Source organism: Brevibacillus centrosporus (assembly GCF_003710815.1).
GTDB classification, from domain to species: domain Bacteria; phylum Bacillota; class Bacilli; order Brevibacillales; family Brevibacillaceae; genus Brevibacillus; species Brevibacillus centrosporus.
In genome coordinates this window covers 115,125-134,964 of record NZ_RHHP01000002.1, presented here as the reverse complement: position 1 = coordinate 134,964, position 19,840 = coordinate 115,125, and the positions used below count along the sequence as shown (strand labels likewise).

At 51.1% G+C, this 19,840-nt stretch carries 16 protein-coding genes and 1 other annotated feature; all 16 genes read left to right on the top strand.

Translation table 11 applies throughout. The features are described 5' to 3' along the window. Nucleotides 1-145: 145 nt before the first annotated feature. The 16 genes from EDM55_RS30725 to EDM55_RS03830 all read left to right on the top strand — a co-directional run bounded on the left by EDM55_RS30725 (nucleotide 146) and on the right by EDM55_RS03830 (nucleotide 19,786). Nucleotides 146-2,269, top strand: coding sequence for a PP2C family protein-serine/threonine phosphatase (locus EDM55_RS30725; protein ID WP_246070953.1), 2,124 nt, complete (start codon nucleotides 146-148; stop codon nucleotides 2,267-2,269). Nucleotides 2,270-2,301: 32 nt separating this feature from the next. After that, nucleotides 2,302-3,546 (top strand): ATP-binding protein, encoded by a 1,245-nt coding sequence (locus EDM55_RS03900; RefSeq protein ID WP_122959659.1) that lies wholly within the window; start codon nucleotides 2,302-2,304, stop codon nucleotides 3,544-3,546. A 96-nt stretch (nucleotides 3,547-3,642) separates the two neighbouring features. After that, nucleotides 3,643-3,993, top strand: coding sequence for an STAS domain-containing protein (locus EDM55_RS03895; protein WP_092269621.1), 351 nt, complete (start codon nucleotides 3,643-3,645; stop codon nucleotides 3,991-3,993). A 32-nt stretch (nucleotides 3,994-4,025) separates the two neighbouring features. Continuing rightward, nucleotides 4,026-4,268 (top strand) — a binding site (T-box leader). 137 nt (nucleotides 4,269-4,405) lie between these two features. Next, the gene (locus tag EDM55_RS03890; protein ID WP_092269618.1) at nucleotides 4,406-7,078 is read left to right on the top strand and encodes a valine--tRNA ligase; all 2,673 of its coding nucleotides are present in this window, start codon (nucleotides 4,406-4,408) and stop codon (nucleotides 7,076-7,078) included. A gap of 43 nt (nucleotides 7,079-7,121) precedes the next feature. Beyond that, the gene (locus EDM55_RS03885; RefSeq protein WP_092269613.1) at nucleotides 7,122-8,495 is read left to right on the top strand and encodes a bifunctional folylpolyglutamate synthase/dihydrofolate synthase; all 1,374 of its coding nucleotides are present in this window, start codon (nucleotides 7,122-7,124) and stop codon (nucleotides 8,493-8,495) included. Nucleotide 8,496: 1 nt separating this feature from the next. Then, nucleotides 8,497-9,879 carry a UDP-N-acetylmuramate--L-alanine ligase gene (gene murC / locus EDM55_RS03880; protein ID WP_122959658.1) on the top strand — a complete coding sequence of 461 codons (1,383 nt, stop codon included), beginning with the start codon at nucleotides 8,497-8,499 and terminating at the stop codon, nucleotides 9,877-9,879. A gap of 139 nt (nucleotides 9,880-10,018) precedes the next feature. Continuing rightward, nucleotides 10,019-11,017, top strand: coding sequence for a ketoacyl-ACP synthase III (locus EDM55_RS03875; protein ID WP_174769295.1), 999 nt, complete (start codon nucleotides 10,019-10,021; stop codon nucleotides 11,015-11,017). 135 nt (nucleotides 11,018-11,152) lie between these two features. Further along, a complete protein-coding gene (locus tag EDM55_RS03870) occupies nucleotides 11,153-11,596 on the top strand; it encodes a prepilin peptidase (RefSeq protein ID WP_122959656.1) in 444 nt (147 codons plus the stop codon). A gap of 57 nt (nucleotides 11,597-11,653) precedes the next feature. Then, nucleotides 11,654-12,928 carry a hypothetical protein gene (locus tag EDM55_RS03865; RefSeq protein ID WP_246070951.1) on the top strand — a complete coding sequence of 425 codons (1,275 nt, stop codon included), beginning with the start codon at nucleotides 11,654-11,656 and terminating at the stop codon, nucleotides 12,926-12,928. A 161-nt stretch (nucleotides 12,929-13,089) separates the two neighbouring features. Then, nucleotides 13,090-13,329, top strand: coding sequence for a DUF4321 domain-containing protein (locus EDM55_RS31250; RefSeq protein WP_092269595.1), 240 nt, complete (start codon nucleotides 13,090-13,092; stop codon nucleotides 13,327-13,329). 11 nt (nucleotides 13,330-13,340) lie between these two features. Further along, nucleotides 13,341-13,925, top strand: coding sequence for a Maf family protein (locus EDM55_RS03855; RefSeq protein ID WP_092269591.1), 585 nt, complete (start codon nucleotides 13,341-13,343; stop codon nucleotides 13,923-13,925). A gap of 100 nt (nucleotides 13,926-14,025) precedes the next feature. After that, on the top strand, nucleotides 14,026-14,724 hold the full coding sequence (gene radC / locus EDM55_RS03850) for a RadC family protein (protein ID WP_122959654.1): 699 nt from the start codon (nucleotides 14,026-14,028) through the stop codon (nucleotides 14,722-14,724). A gap of 44 nt (nucleotides 14,725-14,768) precedes the next feature. Continuing rightward, nucleotides 14,769-15,812 carry a rod shape-determining protein gene (locus tag EDM55_RS03845; protein WP_092269584.1) on the top strand — a complete coding sequence of 348 codons (1,044 nt, stop codon included), beginning with the start codon at nucleotides 14,769-14,771 and terminating at the stop codon, nucleotides 15,810-15,812. Nucleotides 15,813-15,826: 14 nt separating this feature from the next. Further along, nucleotides 15,827-16,786, top strand: a complete 960-nt coding sequence (gene mreC, locus EDM55_RS03840) for a rod shape-determining protein MreC (RefSeq protein WP_092269580.1) — start codon at nucleotides 15,827-15,829, stop codon at nucleotides 16,784-16,786. Next, entirely contained in the window at nucleotides 16,786-17,313 is a 528-nt protein-coding gene (mreD, locus tag EDM55_RS03835) for a rod shape-determining protein MreD (protein WP_092269577.1), read from the top strand. Before mreC ends, mreD begins: the two co-directional genes overlap by 1 nt. 37 nt (nucleotides 17,314-17,350) lie before the next feature. Further along, the gene (locus EDM55_RS03830) at nucleotides 17,351-19,786 is read left to right on the top strand and encodes a peptidoglycan D,D-transpeptidase FtsI family protein (RefSeq protein WP_122959653.1); all 2,436 of its coding nucleotides are present in this window, start codon (nucleotides 17,351-17,353) and stop codon (nucleotides 19,784-19,786) included. Nucleotides 19,787-19,840 lie beyond the last annotated feature (54 nt).

The following is a 19,840-nucleotide window of genomic DNA, read 5'->3' as shown; positions in this document are numbered from 1 at the left end:
AATGGAAGGGACAGTGCTAGATAGTCAAAAAGATGAGAAGCAGGCCGATCGGGAAGCGAGGGCTGGCAGAAGGAGGTTTCAAAAGGGAATCAAACGGGAACGTAAATGGGCAGGTACCAATAGGACGTAAACGAAGGTGATTGACATGATTTTGGAAGCCTTTCTGTACGGGCTGGAAATGCTCGTAGGGATTTGGATAATGACACGCATATATGGTCGTTACTCGGTGAGACGGTGGTATCATGTTTCGTTCTTACAGGGAATCGGTTTGCTCACATGGGGGCTTGGCAATCTGCTGGCGCAATCTTCGGTTGCCTGGGTGCAAAAGATTTGCATGCCTGCCTGTTTTTTTACGTATACGTTCTTTCTGTTGTCCCTGCATGCCCTTCAGCATGCGACTTTAGCGTATGAATCCTGGAAGACGGTTTGGGATAGCGTCACCTTGATCGTAACGTTTACAGCTATTGTCGTTGTCCATGAACTCGCTTACACCTCAAGCGGCCACTTGCCGGTTATGATGCATATCCTGGGGGGCGTCTTTCTGTTGATCCCCGCCATCACCACGTTTGCACAGAAAGGACAAGCATCTGGACAAGCGATGAAGGAGCGAAAACAGCATCGGACATTGATCTTGGCTACGAGCGTGTTTATCGTCTATACGATGATAATCCCGTTTGTTCCTTCTGTCGCCCGCATTGCCGCAGGTGTTATCAGCATCGCCTTTCTCATACTGGCCCATTACCGTGCTCCTGGAATATCACGGGCTCGAATGGAGCAGCCTGAGTATCGCTACCTGTTTCAAAAGCTAAACTTTGTCAAGCGGGATGCATTTATGGTCCAAGTCTTGCTGATCCTATCAGGAGCCTTGCTGCTTGGAGTTCCGGCGATTCCTGAAGACGGCCAGTTCGGGCTGTGGGTCGCCATCTTGTTTGGCAGCATTCGTGTGTATCTGACGATTCGCGACCACCAGCTGCTGGTCAACCAGACGTTGATGTCCGCCACCCGTTTGGAGCATCAGCTGATTGAACAGCTCGCATTGACCCAGCAATCGAACCAGCAGCTGACGCAGGTACTGGGGCTGAAGCAAAACTACGAGCATTTGCTGGTGGCAAGCAATCAACAGAGGTTGAAAAAGGTTACGTATGAAACGATGCAGCAGGTAATCGAAGAACTTGTTGAGACGTGGTATTCCAAGCTGGATAATCTCGTCTATTTACGGCTCTCGCTGGAGTCCTCCGATCGTCGCGTCTACTTTCAGGCGGAGAGAGGGAAGAGAAGGGAGTGGGCAGGGATTCATCAGTTCCAGGAGCAGATCGTGGTCCACGAAACGCTGGATTCAGGCTTGACTCCCCGCTTTGTCACCCTTGAAGCTTTTGTAAAAGAAGATGATTGTCTGAAAAAAGAGCTGGAGCAGTCCTTTTTTCAATTACTATTAGTGAATGTTCGCGACCTGGCTTTGCGCTGTCGGCACCAGCATCAGGAGCTTGAGCTGCGTTTCATGGAGTCCGAGATGGAGCTTGCCAAGCGAATCCAATCCATGCTTGTTCCAAAAGAGCAGCTGACGTTAAAAAGCCTGCGGGCACGGTCGGTATATGCTCCGTTTACTTATGTTGGTGGAGATTATATTGATTACATACGCGTGGATGAGCGGTATACTTGCTTTATTGTCGCGGACGTTTCCGGACATGGCTTGCCAGCCAGTCTGCTTGCCGCAGGGATTCGTACTGCGGTTCGCGCCGTGCTGCAAAAAAGCATCTCGCCTGATGAAGTGCTAGAGCGGTTGAATCAGCTGCTCTTTGAGGATTTGTCAAAGACGAGAACGTATATTACGATGCTGGTGTGCTTGTATGATGCACAGGAGCATGCTCTGCTCCTCAGCCGCGCCGGACACCCGCAGCCGCTCTATTTGACCGCAACACAGAGAACTGTGCTACCCTTGGCAGGGGGAATAGGCCTAGGGCTTTCGCCTGATAGCACTTACAAGCTGGAAAAAGTACCATTAAAAGAAGCGGGCTTGCTGCTCATGTATACGGATGGGCTCGTAGAATCAGGGAGAAAAGAATTATACCGCTGCTTGCATACGTGGCAGCATGACCTGACCCAAATATTGGACAGGTATGGAAAAGAAAAAGAAGCTACGATGGATCATGTGGAGACATATATTTGGGAAAAGACGAGAGAAGGACAGCAGACAGATGATATGTCTGTGTTGATTATTCAATTCCAGTCTGCCGGGGAACAGCTCTTCGCGGACGCGGATGTATCTTGACCTCACTACTGGTCATGAAAGGAGGATAACCTGTGATTTTGTGTGAGGGATGTCCCGACAATCCCGGTTGCCACAATTGCCTTGATCAACTCGGTATGGGGGGATCGGCTCAAAAGGTGATACCGGCTCGGACGGTAAGAGTTACGAACCTGTCAACAGCGAAAGTTTGTAATGCGCAGTTGATTGCAGTCAGCCGAACGGCGATTGGCATAATCAGTCGGGATAAACCATTGCATGGACGTTTGGAGATAGAGCTGGCCGGAGATTTTCGGATTATTGGGAACGGGCTGCACGGTATTGAGGGCGTGCCTTACTACGTGATTGATATCGAAAAGGTTTTGCGCCGGGATGAGGTATTAGGGCGGCTGCTGCTCGAAGAATTTCACAATTGGCACATGAGTGGAGAGCTGGACCCGTCAGCGCTTTTGAACGATGTGAAAAAGCGGGATGGGGAAAGAGAACGCCTGATTAAGCAAGAGCTGCAAAAGCTGTCCATCTTGCGCCAAATCGGGACCATTTTTCTCTATCTGTTCGATGAAGGCAAGCTTCGACCGCTGGGGACAACGCGGGCAGAGAGGGAAATCGAGCAGGAAATGTTTCGATTGATCCAGAATGATGTGAGTACAGGCGTATCGATACGGGAGCAGCTCGTATCTGAGGATGGCAGGAAGCTCTACGAGATGTATGCCTCGCTACTGCCTGATCAAACTTGTGGAATCGCCTTGATCGACGTGACTGAGGCGATCACAGAAGAGCGTCGCCGGCAGAGGCGCGAGTGGGAAATTTACCGGGACATTCTCGGGGTGGTTACGCAAAACAAGCTGCTCTTGCTAAGTGATGAAGAGCTGTTTTTTCTGTTGCGAAACGGCCGGAAATCGTTTGCCATGGACTTACGCGCACCCGAGCATCTGGCAGATCTGCGCAGGGCCTGCAAGCGTTCACTGGAACCGCTTGGGTTGTCGGACAAGCGGATCTTGCAGTTCATGGTTGCCGTCAGTGAAGCCGCGTCGAATACGCTGAAGCATGGCGATGGCGGCATGATCACGGTCTACACATCTTTCGAGCAGCACATGTGCAGGGTGGTGATTCACGATCAAGGCCAGGGCATTTTGCTGGAGGAATTGCCGCGCGCTACATTGCAGCAGGGGTATTCCACGCGTGAATCACTCGGGGCTGGCTTTTCGGTGATGCTGCAGTATTGTGACAGGGTGTACCTCGGCAGCTCGTTTGCAGGGACCAAGCTCATTCTGGAATGCGTATCCCCCGTGGAAGAATGAGAGAGGAATAAACAAATGTTTGCTAGACAAAAAAAGGGGGTACAAGGATAGAGGGTGAACCTGAAGGGACCTATCATCAAGGAGAGGAGTTTGTGCATGGACTATCGAGCAACAGAAACAAATGGACAAGCCACGCTGTTTTTTGACGGTGAACTGGACATGGCGGTGGGGGACCGAGTAGGCGAATTGCTCCAGCAGTACGGGACGCGCAATGAATCCGTTACTGTAGATTTCCAGGGCGTCTCTTTTGTTGATTCTTCGGGAATAGGCAGTCTGTTTTTTACGACGAAAGAATTGCTGGCATTGGGCAAAAAGGTAGAGATTGTGAATGTGCGGGAGGAAATACTAGATATTTTGAGTGTGCTTGGCTTCACAGAGGCATTGGGTATCTCCGTGGCAAAGGCTGCTGAAACTGGGTTTGACGCGTATGCGAGTGATTGTATATAATAGCAATGAACTGTCAATGATAATTCCATATGTAATCAACGTTGAATGGGAAGAGTAGGTCATGATGCCTTGGCAGAGAGGAGAATCACCAGCTGCGAGATTCTCTAAGGAATATGATGACTGAAGGTCGCCCAGGAGTTGTTCCGGTGAGACGCATGTTCGTTCAGCCGGAAACGGTTCGCAGCCGTTATCGTGTTTGAGGGAATACGCATGGTGTTTACCTATCGTGCGTGTTAACAAAGGTGGTACCGCGAAAATATCCTTTCGTCCTTTGGATGAAGGGTTTTTTTATTTTTTTTACGTGTAGGAAAGTTGAAATTGACTTTCCGGAACGCATAAAAAGCTTCCTCTAACGAAGAACCACCTTCTTCGAGAGTGCTTCAATACATGCTTTTTTTAGGAGGAGTCACGTATGTCATCTCAACCGACACAAGACATCGATCAGCTGCTGCCCAAGAATTACGATCCAAAAGCAGCTGAAGCCAAGTGGTATCCATACTGGATAGACAAACAATTTTTCAAGGCCGAGCGCGACCCAAACAAAAAACCGTTTACGATCGTGATTCCCCCTCCGAACGTAACAGGTAAGCTGCATTTGGGGCATGCGCTGGATACGACACTGCAGGACATCATCATTCGTACCAAGCGGATGCAAGGGTATAGCGCCCTGTTCCTGCCAGGGATGGACCACGCGGGAATAGCGACACAAGCCCGTGTAGAAGCTACCCTGCGCGAGGAAGGCGTTTCCCGTCACGACCTCGGCCGTGAAAAGTTCGTAGAAAAGGTTTGGGAATGGAAGCATATTTACGCTACGCACATTCGTGAGCAGTGGGAAAAGCTTGGCTTGGGGCTGGATTACTCCCGCGAGCGCTTCACGATGGACGAGGGATTGTCCCGTGCCGTTCGCGAAGTTTTTGTTCGCCTGTATGAAAAAGGCCTGATTTACCGCGGCAACCGCATCATTAACTGGGACCCAGCGGCGCGCACTGCCATTTCCGATATTGAAGTAATCTACAAGGAAGTAAAAGGCGCTCTGCACCACATGCGCTACCCGCTCACAGATGGCACGGGCTATATCGAGGTTGCGACTACCCGTCCGGAAACGATGCTGGGGGATACAGCTGTTGCGGTTCATCCAGAGGACGAACGCTACAAGCACCTGGTCGGAAAAACCGTTATTTTGCCAATCGTAGGACGTGAAATTCCGATCGTGGCAGATGACTATGTAGACCCTGAGTTTGGTTCAGGTGCAGTCAAAATTACTCCAGCGCATGACCCGAATGACTTTGAATTGGGATTGCGCCACAACCTGCCGCAAATCGTGGTCATGGATGAATCGGGCACGATGAATGAGCAGGCGAGCATTTACAAAGGCATGGATCGTTTTGCCTGCCGCAAGCAGATTATCAAGGATCTGACCGAGCAAGGCGTAATGTTCAAAGTCGAAGAGCATATCCACCAGGTAGGGCACAGCGAACGCAGCGATGCTGTAGTAGAGCCGTATCTGTCCACGCAATGGTTCGTGAGCATGCAGCCACTCGCTGATGCGGCACTGGCGAATGCAGCGAGCGAGGAGAGCGTCAAATTCGTTCCGGAGCGCTTTAAAAACAACTACCTGCGCTGGATCGAAAACATCCGCGACTGGTGCATCTCCCGTCAGCTCTGGTGGGGTCACCGCATTCCGGCTTGGTACTGCGGCGATTGCGGCGAGACGATCGTTTCCCGTGAAGACGTGACGGAGTGCCCAAGCTGCCACAGCCACAATCTGGAGCAGGACAACGATGTTCTCGATACCTGGTTCTCTTCCGGTCTGTGGCCGTTCTCCACACTAGGCTGGCCAGAAGATAGCGAGGACATGAAGTATTTCTATCCGACAAACGTTCTGGTAACAGGCTACGACATCATCTTCTTCTGGGTTGCCCGTATGATTTTCAACGGCTTGGAGTTCACCGGACAAAATCCGTTTGAAACCGTACTGATCCACGGAATCATCCGTGACTCGGAAGGACGCAAAATGTCCAAGTCGCTTGGAAATGGTGTCGATCCGATGGAAGTGATTGAGAAATACGGGGCAGATGCGCTGCGCTACACCTTGGCAACAGGGAACTCTCCAGGCAACGACCAACGCTTCTACTGGGAAAAGGTGGAGGCGAACCGCAACTTCGCCAACAAGATCTGGAATGCTTCTCGTTTCGCTCTGATGAATCTGGAAGGCTTCCGCTATGAAGATATCGACCTTAGCGGCGAGCTCTCTACACCGGATAAATGGATTCTGTCTCGACTGCAAGCTACGATTGCCGATGCGACCCGCTTGACAGATGCATATGAGTTCGGTGAAGTTGGCCGTGTTCTCTACAACTTCATTTGGGACGATCTTTGCGACTGGTATATCGAAATGGCGAAGCTGCCGCTCTACGGTACCGATGAGGCTGCAAAGAAAACGACGCAATCCGTACTTGTAACGGTACTCGACCAGACGCTGCGCTTGCTGCATCCATTCATGCCGTTCATCACGGAAGAAATTTGGCAAGCACTTCCACACCAAGGGGAGAGCATTACTGTCGCTGCATGGCCAACGGTCAACGAGCAGTGGATCTTTGCTGATGCAGAAGCGGAAATGGGTCTTTTGATGGAAGTCATTCGCAGTGTCCGCAACATCCGTGCGGAAGTGAATGTGCCAATGTCCAAAAAAATCGAGCTGCTGATCAAGCCAAGCGACGCCCTCGCAAGTGAGCGTCTCAAGCGTGGGGAAGACTACCTCAGTCGTTTCTGCAATCCGGAGCGCCTTGAAATCAGTGAGCAGCTGACGACTCCAGAAAAAGCGATGTCCGCTGTGATTACGGGAGCAGAGCTGTTCTTGCCTTTGGCAGGCTTGATTGATTTGGATCAAGAGCTCAAGCGTTTGGAAAAAGAACTGGCAACACTGCACAATGAAGTGGACCGGATTGAAAAGAAATTGAACAACGCCGGCTTCATGGCAAAAGCACCGGAAAAAGTGGTAGCAGAAGAAAGAGCGAAAATGGCGGATTACATGGAAAAGCGGGATAAGGTCGTTGCTCGACTGGCTGAATTGAAGAGCGAATGATCCGCTGATCCAGCGCATATTTTTGAGAATGGAGCATGGTAGTATGCATGCAGAAGAACGATTTGTGGAATACAAGCAAGCCCTTGACTGGCTGCATGGACTTCTCCGCTTCGGCCAACGGCCGGGGCTGGAGAGGATGCAGTGGGTGCTCGGTGAGCTGGGCAATCCGGAGCGCAGAGTTCCTTTTATTCACGTTGCAGGTACGAATGGAAAGGGATCGACCTGCGCATTCCTGACCCAAATGCTCATGGAGGCAGGGTATAGCGTAGGAACGTTTACCTCTCCGTATTTAATCGATTTTCGCGAGCGAATTCGTTACAATGGCAGCATGATTGAGGAAGAGGATCTGCTGCAGCTGGCAAACGAAGTCCGTGTGCTGGTAGAGCGCTGCGAAAAAGAGACGGAATTCGGTTCTCCAACCGAGTTCGAAGTGATCACGCTCATCGCTATTCTCTATTTCGCGAGAGTAAAGCTTCCCGCAGTAGTTGTATGGGAAACAGGGCTTGGTGGTCGATTGGATTCCACAAATGTGGTGATTCCACTGGTTTCCGTCATCACGAACATCGGGCTGGATCATACAAGTGTGTTAGGCGACAATCTGGTCGATATCGCAGGGGAAAAAGCCGGTATCATCAAACCAGGTGTGCCTGTAGTCACGGGAGAGCGTCGAGCTGAAGTGCTCGCAGTTTTCCATGAAAAAGCCAAGCAGACGAGAAGCACGGTCTACGAGATCGGGAACCATTTTGCCGGTGAGCAAGTCGAGGAGAAGCTGGGTGAACAGCAGTTCCGTTACAGAAGCAGGCTCCGCCGCAACGAGGAAACCTATCGTTTGACCATGAATGGCATCCATCAGACGGACAACGCATCGATCGCTTTAATGACGATTGATATCTTACGGAACTACTTCTCATTCCTGCTGGAGGACGAAGAAATATTTCGCGGTTTGCAACAAACGCGTTGGCCTGGTCGTCTAGAAATCGTCTCCCCGAGACCTTTGGTGATCTTGGATGGGGCACACAACCAGGAAGGAATGGAGGCGCTCGCAGGCAGTCTGGAGAGGCTGTTGCCAGAGGGTGCCCGTTTGCATCTGCTGTTTTCCGGCTTGGCGGATAAGCCGCTTTCCCAAATGGCTGAGACGCTTTTGCCGCTACAGTCGCGGATAGAGTCCCTCTATGTAACGACTTTCGACTTCCCTCGTGCTGCAGAGAGCGAAATGCTGCACGATGCCTTCCACACAGGAGGATGGGAAGCGGAAAAACTGGAGGCAGTCCCTGACTGGCGAGCATTTCTCCTTTCTTGGATGCGTGAGAAGCAATCAGCGAAGGCGGATGACTGGTTAGTCGTCTGCGGATCGCTCTACTTCATCGCCCAAGTGCGCGCATTCTTTCCCACTACAGTAGAAGAGGCAGGTGAATAGGGTGGATCAGGCAGAGCACGTCCACTTTGTGGGTATAGGCGGATATGGTATGAGTGCTATTGCCCGCGTCTTGATTGACCTTGGATACAAGGTAACCGGTTCCGATGTCGCCATGAACGATTTGGCGAAGAAGCTGGAAGCAAGAGGGGCGGCCGTACATATAGGCCATTCTGCAAGCCATGTGGAGGGAGCAGACATCATTGTATACTCCACCAGTATTTCAAAAGATAACCCTGAGGTTGTTGCGGCAGAAGCAAAAGGTATTCCCGTCCTGCATCGTTCGCAAATGCTTGCCCAAATTTTGAACGAACGTACCGGTGTTGCGGTTGCAGGAGCTCATGGGAAAACGACGACGACTTCCATGATCTCCCATGTTTTAGAGGAGTGTGGAGTCGATCCGACCTTTATCATCGGCGGAGAGCTGATGAACGCTGGAACGAATGCAAAAGCAGGCAGCAGTGACTATGTTATTGCGGAAGCGGACGAGAGCGATGGTTCCTTCCTCGAGTATCGCCCTGTATATGAGATCGTTACCAGTATCGAACCCGATCACCTGGAGCATTTCGATGGTGACTTTAATAACCTGAAACAAGCGTACGTGAAATTTCTGAGTCACCTAAAACCAGGAGGAAAAGCGGTCCTGTGTATCGACGACCAGCATGTAAGGGAAGTGCTGCCGTCTGTGACCGAAACAGTTGTCACGTATGCCATTGAAAAGCCGTTCGTGGACACGGCAGATTATCGGGCAGTTTCCATCGAGTGTGGAGATCGGCGCAGCCGCTGCGAAGTGTATCATCGCGAGCAGCTGTTGGGAGAGCTGATCCTGACTGTTCCGGGCAAGCACAATATTGCGAACGCGCTGGCTGCAATCATCGTCTGCCTCGATACGGGCTTGTCGTTTGAACAAATTGCAAACGCCCTGACTTCGTTTCGGGGTGCGAAGCGTCGTTTCCAAATCATCGGAGAGGCGCGTGACATTCTCGTGGTAGACGATTATGCGCACCATCCGACGGAAATCATAGCGACACTGAAAGGTGCCAAGGCATCTGGGCGACGTGTGATCGCGGTATTTCAGCCGCAGCGCTATACGAGAACCTTTTTCCTGATGGATGAGTTCAGTCGTGCGTTCGCGGACGCAGATGAGGTCATCATCACGGATATTTACTCACCTGCAGGGGAAGCCAAGATCGAAGGTGTATCCTCTGAGGTACTGGTGCAAAAAATTCGGGTGAACAGTCATGAACGGGCGCAGTACATCCCGACGAAAGAACAGCTGCAGGAACAGCTGTTTCACGATCTGAAGCCTGGCGACCTGGTGCTGACCATGGGGGCGGGCGACATTTGGAAGTCAGCTTTCTGGCTTGCAGAAAAGCTTGGTAAATAAAGAAGACGCTCGTGTAGAAAAAGGTTTGGACCCATTCGGTTCAAGCCTTTTTCTTATTTCTTAAGACAAAATATATTTTAGTACCAGATACTAATAGTTGATGTTATAATGAGGTTATAAAAAGGAGAGGTGATGAATCATGACGCTTCGCTCCCAAGCTAGAATTACGGCAATCGGCACTTATGTTCCGGACCGCAGACTGACGAATGCTGATCTGGAAAAAATGGTGGATACATCCGATGAATGGATTTTGCAAAGAACCGGGATTCATGAACGCCGAATCGCCAGCGAAAAGCAATTCACCAGCCATCTTGCCATAGCTGCTGTAGAAAATATGATCAAGCAATACGACAAGTCAGTCGAAGATGTCGATATGATTCTCGTGGCGACCTCGACCCCTGACTATCCGTTTCCGAGCGTCGCCAGTCAATTACAGGCACACTTTGGCATCGAGCAAACCGGAGCCATGGATCTGAGTGCCACCTGTGCGGGCTTTACGTACGCACTGCATACAGCAAACGCATTAGTCAGCTCCGGGATGCATCGAAAAGTGCTGGTTGTCGGTGCGGAGACGCTTTCGAAGGTGACAGACTATACGGACCGGACGACCTGCATCTTATTCGGAGACGGTGCTGGTGCGGTACTGGTGGAGTATGACGAAGCCAATCCAAGCTTTCGTTCTGTTTACTTGGGGACAAAAGGGGACGGGGGTATACACGTATATCGATCGGGGCTTGCCAAAACGATGGCTGATCGTGAGCTTACTGGCGAAGGGTGCATCGTCCAAAACGGCAGAGAAGTGTACAAATGGGTGGCGACAACCATTCCCCGTGGGATGAAGGAGGTCGTTCACCGAGCAGACGCGACGCTGGAGGAAGTAGATTGGTTCATCCCGCATAGTGCCAACCTGCGCATGATTGAATCCGTTTGTGAAAAGAGTGAATTTCCCATCGAGAAGACGCTTTATAGCCTGGAGTATTACGGCAATACCTCGGCAGCGACGATTCCCCTCGCTTTGGACAAAGGCATTCGGGAAGGATCGGTAAAAGAGGGAGACACCCTCTTGCTGTACGGATTTGGGGGTGGCCTCGTCCACGCCGGCATGCTCATAACCTGGAATCCTTCCAATCGCTCCTGAATACCTTGAAGTCGTCCGCGGGTCAATCAACCTCGCAGGGCGACTTTTTTTGTGCCAATGAGCAAGCGGAAAATGGACATGCAGCTTCGCCAAACATGAATCTCTTCGTACGATGCGGGGAGGATCTTATCGGAAATGAGGGAGACCGTGTACATACATTGGCTGCTACTTGTGGTGATTTGTTTCTACCTTTCCTGGACAGATATGCGACAAAGACGGATACCGAACATGGTACTTTTGGTAAGCGGCATTTTCACGGGTCTTTCCGGGGCCTTTCTTTGGGGATGGGAGCAGTGGATGGAGCATCTTTTCCTCACAGGAGGAATCCTGCTCGCACTTGGCCTGATTGCCTGGCATCGACCGGCACTCATCGGGATGGGGGACGTAAAACTGCTAGGACTTCTAGGATTTTCGCTAGGTATAAGAGGGTTTGTCTTCACCATGACATGGGCGTGTGCGATGGCGTTTCTGGTATCCCTGCTCTTGCTGCTGCTAAAACGAATCGACAGCCGTACCCCCATTCCTTTTGCTCCGTTTCTAACTGTTGGACTGCTCGTGTATGGGCTTGGCATCTCGTAGTCATAACCTGTCCTTGGACAACGTAAGCTAGTAGAAAGAGCCTGTTGCAGGGGGGGCATGGTTGTGAGCGGAGATAAAAGAAGCAATGTCACTGTCAAAATGAACGGAAAGTTCTGGGATGAAAAAAGAGAGAGTGCCAAGCTGGCTGAAACGGTGAAAACGGTGAACACAGAAAAAGGAACGGGGAAACGCACGATCCCTTTTCCTGCTCAGCCGATCGTTGAAAAGGGAAACGAAGCCTGGGAACGCATGATGCAGCTGCGAAGCCGGGCAGAGCGGGAGCCTAGCAGAGAGACGGGAATCGTTTTGAAAGAATCCACAGAAGCTCGCTTTGAAGACGATCAAGAGGAGAGTGTGCTGAGCAAAAGGCCGGCGACACGTTTGTTTTCTTCTTGGACGAAGAGACCCATTTTTCGGACGGTGCTGACAACGGGTGGCGGTATTGCGATCGGCCTCTTGTTCGGCTTCCTCGTCCTCACCGTCTTTTCGGAAAAGGAGCTGTCCCAGTCGTATCGGAATGTCCTGAGCGACACTGTCCAAACGCTGACAGCAAATCCGGCAGCAGGGTCTCCCGAGGGACAGCTGCCTATCGCGGGTCCCGTTTTGCCAGGAATGGATCGGCCAATGACAGATGCGCCTGCAGCACCAGCCTCCGGGTTACCGACTGATGTCAAAGTGCAGCTTCCGGATTTGAAGATGTTTGTCGCACAAGCAGGGGTATTTTCGCCAGATGCCTCGGCGCAAGCTGCCGTCGAGCCGCTCGATAAGCTGGGTGTTCCGCACCTGCTTTACAAGGACACGGCCAATCAGTACATGTTTGCGGCAGCCGCTCCGACAAGAGATGCCGTGCTCGGTTTTGCGACGAACCTGAAGAGCAAGGGCGTCGATGTGTATGTAAAGGAATTTTCCTTTCCGACCTATCAAGGGACAGTGGGTGTGGCCTCAGCCAATTCTTCCGCCGCTCCAGATTTGAACGTATTTTTTGCCAACGGAATAAAGCTTGCACAGACGCTTTCCGCTCACTCCGGGCAAGTGATTACCAACGCCCAGCCCGTTCTTTCCACGGAAGAGGCAGCCGCGATGAAGGAGCAGCATCGCCAATTCCTGGAGGAAAGCCGTCTCGTTTCGGCGCAGGCAGGCACTACGCCATACTTTAGTGAAATGGTGAATGGCATCAATCAGGCGATGGATGCACGCGATAAAATGGCGGAGGCAAATGCAGGCAAGAAGGCGCAAAGTGCTGAATCGTATGCCTGGCAGGTTCAGGCAGGCGTGTTGAAGTATTTGGAGAATTATGCGGCCTGGGTCAAACAGGCGCAAAAAACCGAATAATCAGCCATGGAACAGACTTCCGCAAAGGTTTTCTTGCAGGAGGTCTTTTCTTTATTTACAGTAACTACCAGGAGTATTCGGGGATTGTTTCGTACCCTCCCATTTGCTACACTTATTGATGGCAAAAAGAGAATCCCTAGTAAACAGGGAGTGGGAAGGTTATGGGGAAAGATACACTAATACTATTGCTTCTTCTGGCTTGTGGACTATTGTGTGGCAGCATTATTGGGGAGATTTTGGAGCCCTGGATCCCTTTCCTCATGAAGAGCAAAGAATTAAGATGGTCACCCTCGGCGGATTTAGAAATTTTGAAGTACGACCTGAACTTTCAGGTAAAACTAAATCTAGCCAGTGTAGGAGGGTTAGCCCTCGCTTTTTGGATACATCGACGAATGAAGTAGGTTGAAAAACGATGAAAACACAAACATCTCTTATTCTTGCCTCATCCTCGCCACGTCGCAGAGAATTGCTGCACACCTTGGGGCTCACTTTTACCGTGCAGACGAGTGACGTGGACGAGACGACTGCGCCTGGCATGTCCCCAAAAGAAGTAGTGGAAGAATTGGCGGTTCGAAAGGCGCAGACGGTCGCTTCTACCTGCAAGGAAGGGGTAGTATTGGGGTCGGATACGATTGTCGTTCTCGACGATCAGATTTTAGGTAAGCCGGTGGATGAGGCTGATGCGTTTCACATGCTGTCCATGCTGCAAGGCCGCGAGCATACTGTATACAGCGGAGTGGCACTGCTTGATGCAGCTACAGGACGAGCAGAGGTTGCACACAGTCACACACAGGTGCGGATTCGTTCTCTCTCGGAATCCGAAATAAAAGCTTACATTGCGACGCGAGAGCCGATGGATAAAGCTGGCTCGTATGCGATCCAAGGAATCGGTGCGACGATCGTGGAAGGCATCACGGGTGATTATTTTACCGTGGTCGGACTTCCTCTCTGTCTCACAGCCAAGATGCTTTCCCGCTTTGGAATCACTGTTTTGTAAGCAATACATTGCCTGGTTTCAAGCGGCAACGGCATTCCATCACATGTTCGTCTCCGAGCCAGCCGTTTCCGAATTATCGAATGGCTGGAGGTCGGTTCAAATGCCAACAAATACCTGTAACAAAAACGTGCTCAAAAACGTCCCTTACTATGACCGTCCACGCGAAAGACTGCTTCGCGTGGGAGCGGACCATCTGTCTGATACAGAACTGCTGGCCATCTTATTGCGGACAGGCACAGAGAAAGAGACGGCATATGAGCTGGCACAGAATCTGTTGGCCAGGTTCGGCGACTTGAGGGAATTGGCCCAGGCCTCTCACGCTGAGTTAATCGAACAAAAGGGAATTGGTCAGGTCAAGGCGATCGAAATGCACGCCGCATTTGAGCTGGGAAGAAGGCTCACGGGTGTGCAGCGGCAGAGCCGTGCAGCTATTCGATTGCCCCGTGATGTGGCTGATTTGATGATACCTGAGTTGGCTCATTTGACACAGGAACACTTTGTTTGTCTCTTCCTCAATACCAAGAACCGGGTTATTGGCAAGCAGACGATTTTTGTAGGCAGTTTGGACGCTTCGATCGTGCACCCTAGAGAGGTTTTCAAGGAAGCCATACGTCGCAGCAGTGCATCGGTGATTTGCCTACATAACCATCCAAGCGGCGATCCTACACCCAGCCGGGAAGATATTGCGATTACGCAAACACTGCGAGATGCAGGTGAGCTGGTGGGAATTGCACTCTTGGATCATGTAATCATTGGGGATGGAAAGTATGTCAGCTTGAAAGAGCAGGGGTACTTCTAAAAGACAATTTGCTTGCAACTGTAAATATCGGAAGGAGTTTTTTTATGTTTGGTGGATTTACACGTGACTTGGGGATTGACCTCGGCACTGCCAATACACTGGTGTTTGTAAAAGGCAAAGGAATTGTGGTAAGGGAACCGTCCGTTGTGGCGATCCGCACCAACAACAATTCGATTGAAGCGGTAGGGAATGCGGCGAAAAGCATGATCGGACGTACTCCAGGCAATATCGTGGCTGTTCGCCCGATGAAGGATGGGGTCATTGCGGATTTTGATACGACCGCAACCATGATGCGCTACTTTATTAACCAGGCCCAAAAAAATCAAGGCCTGTTCAGCCGCCGTCCGAATGTCATGGTATGTGTGCCATCTGGTATTACTGCAGTAGAAAAACGTGCGGTGGAAGATGCGACGAAGCAAGCGGGAGCGAAGGAAGCGCACACGATTGAAGAACCATTCGCAGCGGCAATCGGTGCTGATCTTCCTGTTTGGGAGCCAACAGGGAGCATGGTTGTCGATATTGGTGGCGGTACGACTGAAGTCGCGATCATTTCCTTGGGTGGGATCGTTACCTCCCGTTCGATTCGCGTAGCAGGCGATGAGATGGACGAAGCGATTATTCAGTACATCAAACGCAGATACAATCTGATGATCGGGGAGCGCACAGCTGAGACGCTGAAGCTGGAAATCGGTTCTGCGATCGCACCGGAAGAGCCTGAAAATGTAGAAATCCGCGGTCGCGATCTGGTGACAGGTCTGCCGAAGACGTTGTCCGTCAGCAGCTCGGAAATTGCAGATGCTTTGGCAGAAACCGTATCTGCTATCGTGGAAGCAGTGAAGGTGACTCTGGAGAAAAGTCCGCCAGAGCTGGCTGCCGACATCATGGATAGAGGCATCGTACTGACTGGTGGCGGGGCATTGCTGCGAAATCTGGATCGCTTGCTGAGCAAAGAAACAGGCATGCCTGTACACGTGGCAGAAAATGCACTGGACTGCGTTGCGATCGGAACAGGACGTGCATTGGAGAACATTCACCTGTTCAAGTCAAAGCACGGCATCACCTCTTCCCGACAAAAACGGGGTAAATAAACGGAGGTTAGGGCATGTCGTTTTTCGGGAACAAGCGGCTGATTATTGTGCTCGTCGGCTTGGTTCTGCTCATCTCTGTCGTGGGTTTTACTTCCCGTGAACGAGTGAAGCTGACCTGGCCCGAGATGTTTTTTAAAGATACCTTCAGCGTGGTGCAGGGCTTTTTTTATCGCCCTGCCCAGGCTGTTTCTGGCTTTTTTCAGGAAGTAGACGATGCTTACAATGTCTACGAGGAAAATAAGGCTCTGAAGGCTGGACTGGATCAATACGCCCGTATGTCTGCCGAATTGCTTGATTTGCAAGCGGAGAATACGCGTTTGAGAGAAGCGCTTCAGGCAAAGGAATCACTCAAATCCTACCAGCTCCGTTTTGCAGAGGTCGTTGCCCGTAACCCGGATACTTGGAACAACGTCATAACAATCGATAAGGGACTGAAGCAGGGGATCCGAAAAGACATGGCGGTAATTACGTCCAAGGGCTTGATCGGGCGAGTACAGAGTGTAGCCAACTTTTCATCTTCGGTTGAACTCTTGACCAGTTATGAACGACGCGACCATATTTCGGCTGTTGTCCAAACGACACAGGTCGTGAACGGTCAAACGACGGTGCACCCTGTGAGCGGGGTTGTGGAGGAATACGATCCACAGGAGCGTTTGCTCATCATGCGGAAGATTCCTTGGGGACAGAAAATTGAAGCAAAGCAGCAAGTCATCACTTCGGGTCTAGGCGGAGTAGTTCCGCGTAACCTGCCCATCGGTTACATTGTTCGGGTAGAACCTGACGATTACGGTCTGACCCAAACGGCGTACATTCAGCCGAGTGCCGACTTCTCACAATTAAATGAAGTCATGATCGTGGAAAGAAACTTTTCCATCTCCCCGACCGGAGAGCTGATCCCTCAGCAAAATGCCGGCCAGATAACGAATGTACCGAATCAAGGGACCTCGACCTCGCAGGTTGGGGGTGGGCAGTAATGCAACGCTTTATTTTGACGCTAACAGTACTGGTCCTGTTCCTTCTAGAAGGAACTGTCGTTCAAGTGATTGCAACAGCTACATGGGGTCTGTCGTGGATGACAGTACCCCGCTTTGCGCTAGTATGCTGCATTCTCATCTCCATGTTCATGGGCAGGCGGGAAGGTCTCTACTACGGACTCGCGTTCGGGTTTTTGCAGGATGTGCTTTTCGGTCAGGTCATCGGCATTTACACGATGTCCATGATGGTAGCGAGCTATTTTGCAGGCTTGATCGTTTTGCTGTTCCAGCGTGGATTTGGCATGGTATTCGTAACAAGCGCCCTGATCCTGTTTGGTCATGAGTGGCTGCTCTACAGCTTGTTCCGACTGTTTTCGGCTGCGCCCTATGACGTCCAATGGATGCTGAACCGCCAAATTCTGCCCAGTGTCATACTCAACCTCGTTGTGACACTGCTGATTTATGTCCCGATCATGAGAATGTGCAACAAGATTCAGGCGAAGAAGCGAGATTTGCACGCAGAATAACCATGATTACGGCGTATCTGTAAGGAGGGGAGAACTCGTGGAGGAAACGAAAGAACCGAAATCGCATATACCGATTCGGCTGAACATTTTGTTCCTGATCGTGTTCCTGTTTTTTGCCGCTATCATTTTGCGTCTCGCTTTCGTGCAACTGGTAGAAGGAGAGCAGTACCGACATGAGCTGGAGAAATTCAGCATTCGCGAGCTGCCAATTTCAGCTCCGCGGGGCAGGATTCTCGACAAGAATGGAGCGGTGCTCGTCTCCAACAAGCCAGTTTATACGGTGCAGTATGTGGAAGAGCAAGGACAGGATATTGATGAAGAAAAAGTAGCAGATCGCCTAGCCAAAATCCTGATTCCCGATGGTGGGAAATTGGGGACGGACAAAGAGCTGCTGAAAAAGACCATTGAGCTGCGGTCTACATTGCCGGTAGCTTTTGATGAGAAGAAAACGAATGAGCTGAAGGCGCTGATCACGCCGAAGCTCCAGCTGGTTCCAAAGCAGGAGCAGGTCGATTCGATGTCCGATTACAACCTGGTGAAGACAGCTCTGTACGTGGGGCTGCGTGTACGCTCTCCTTTTGATGATAAAGAGAGAGAGAACGTCATCAACAAATTAAAAACGAGTATGAAGAACGGCAATGCTACTGCTCTAGATGGACTGTCCGACCTGGAGCTGCTAAAGACGGCCTTCCATGCAAATGTCCAGTTCTCCCTTACACTGGATAAAGAAGACCGCGATGATTTGATTAAGGAAGTAAAGGCACAAATCAGACAGCTGCCGACACCTGCTCAGCTCTCGGACAAGTCTGACATGGATTTGCTCCGTTACGCCTCCTTGTTCGAATTGGACGTTCCTCTGCCTTTGACGGATCAACAGCGCCAGTTCCAGTGGCATAAGCTGTCCCTGCTCCAGGAAATGCGCTCTCCTCAAATGGCGAGCTACATCCCGCGTCGTGTGAAGGTCAACATCACACAGCAGGAAATGTTCCAGATCGAAGAGAGGCGGACAGAGCTGCCGGGGATCAGCGTAGAGCTGGAGCCGGTAAGACAAATCATGCCCGATCCCGACGGTACAGCTTTTGGCACGCACTTCCTCGGGTATATCAATGCCATTCGCCCGGAGAGCCTGAAGGAATACGAGGCGCAAGGGTATAATGCCATCGACCGTGTAGGGGTAACCGGGCTTGAAGCCTACTACGAGCGATACCTGCGTGGAAAAGACGGGATCATGGATGTCCACGTCAACAAAAACTCGGAGACGGTAGAGAAGACCATGCGTCAGGCACCTGAGCCGGGTAATGATCTCGTGCTTGCCTTGGATTGGCGCTTCCAGAGCAAGGTAGAGGCTATTTTAAAGGAAGAAGTCGAAGCCTACAAAAAGAAGCCGACCACGCCAAAGGAATTTAAGGATGCTCACGTAATGGCCATGAACCCGAATACGGGGGAAATTCTGGCTATGGCGAGCTACCCTGACTACAATCTGAATCTGTACTACGACCGGAAAGAATTTAACAAGGTATACTCCTCGTTGATTCTCCCGAACGAATCCAACCGTTTCATTTACACGCCTTACCCACCGGCTTCCACGTATAAGCCGTTGTCTGTCATGATTGCCCTGCAGGAAGGGTTGACCACTCCGAATGAAACCATTTATGACCGCGGAGGCTTGGAGGTAGGGACTTCGTACAAGCGGAACTGGAAAGCGGGGGGACACGGTCCGGTCAATGCGAGACGTGCGCTGCAAGTATCCAATAACACGTACATGTACGAAATGGCGATTCGTCTGGCGAAGAAAGGCACACAAGGCTGGGAGAAACAGTTTTCCGTACTCGACTTCTACAATGCTCAGTTTGGTCTCGGGGTAAAAACCGGTATTGACCTGCCGGGAGAAAAGACAGGCTGGGAAAACCCCAACTTGTACTACGGTAACCTGGCGGATGCGATGATCGGGCAGTACGATCTGTTTACCCCCATTCAGATCGCGCAGTATATATCGACGATTGCCAACGGTGGCTACCGGATTCGTCCGCATCTCGTCAAGGAAATCCGCAGAGGGACGACAGATCCGAAAAAACCGGGACAGACACTGACTTTGATTGAGCCGCAAGTCTTGAATCGGGTAAACATCGATCCGAAGTACATTCAGGTCGTAAAAGAAGGGATGCACTTGGTTACGCAGCCAGGTGGTACCGTTTCCCGTGCCTTTACCGGCTTGCCGTACAACGTCGCTGCCAAGTCTGGTACCGCTCAGACTGGGCGTCGGGCAGAGAACGCGCTGGTCGTAGGGTTTGCTCCTTACGAAAATCCGCAAATCGTGTTTGTCGTCGTGGCACCTAACAGTTTGAAGGACGGAACCTCCAGCTCGGATGCGACAGGTCCCATTTCTCGTCGCTTGCTGGAGGCGTATGACGAATTAAACCCGGGTGTTCTGCACCCAGCATCGCCCACTTCTTCATCCACAACCAAGCCCTAAAGGTTCAAACGGCGTGATGTGACCCGATTCGGCAAATTTTTCAAGTAGAGCAGG

Excerpts from the sequence above, each read along its gene's own strand:
- EDM55_RS30725 (WP_246070953.1), top strand. The coding sequence starts at position 146 with ATGATTTTGGAAGCCTTTCTGTACGGGCTGGAAATGCTCGTAGGGATT.
- EDM55_RS03895 (WP_092269621.1), top strand. The coding sequence starts at position 3,643 with ATGGACTATCGAGCAACAGAAACAAATGGACAAGCCACGCTGTTTTTT.
- EDM55_RS03890 (WP_092269618.1), top strand. The coding sequence starts at position 4,406 with ATGTCATCTCAACCGACACAAGACATCGATCAGCTGCTGCCCAAGAAT.
- EDM55_RS03885 (WP_092269613.1), top strand. The coding sequence starts at position 7,122 with ATGCATGCAGAAGAACGATTTGTGGAATACAAGCAAGCCCTTGACTGG.
- EDM55_RS03875 (WP_174769295.1), top strand. The coding sequence starts at position 10,019 with ATGACGCTTCGCTCCCAAGCTAGAATTACGGCAATCGGCACTTATGTT.
- EDM55_RS03870 (WP_122959656.1), top strand. The coding sequence starts at position 11,153 with ATGAGGGAGACCGTGTACATACATTGGCTGCTACTTGTGGTGATTTGT.
- EDM55_RS03865 (WP_246070951.1), top strand. The coding sequence starts at position 11,654 with ATGGTTGTGAGCGGAGATAAAAGAAGCAATGTCACTGTCAAAATGAAC.
- EDM55_RS31250 (WP_092269595.1), top strand. The coding sequence starts at position 13,090 with ATGGGGAAAGATACACTAATACTATTGCTTCTTCTGGCTTGTGGACTA.
- EDM55_RS03855 (WP_092269591.1), top strand. The coding sequence starts at position 13,341 with ATGAAAACACAAACATCTCTTATTCTTGCCTCATCCTCGCCACGTCGC.
- radC (WP_122959654.1), top strand. The coding sequence starts at position 14,026 with ATGCCAACAAATACCTGTAACAAAAACGTGCTCAAAAACGTCCCTTAC.
- EDM55_RS03845 (WP_092269584.1), top strand. The coding sequence starts at position 14,769 with ATGTTTGGTGGATTTACACGTGACTTGGGGATTGACCTCGGCACTGCC.
- mreC (WP_092269580.1), top strand. The coding sequence starts at position 15,827 with ATGTCGTTTTTCGGGAACAAGCGGCTGATTATTGTGCTCGTCGGCTTG.
- mreD (WP_092269577.1), top strand. The coding sequence starts at position 16,786 with ATGCAACGCTTTATTTTGACGCTAACAGTACTGGTCCTGTTCCTTCTA.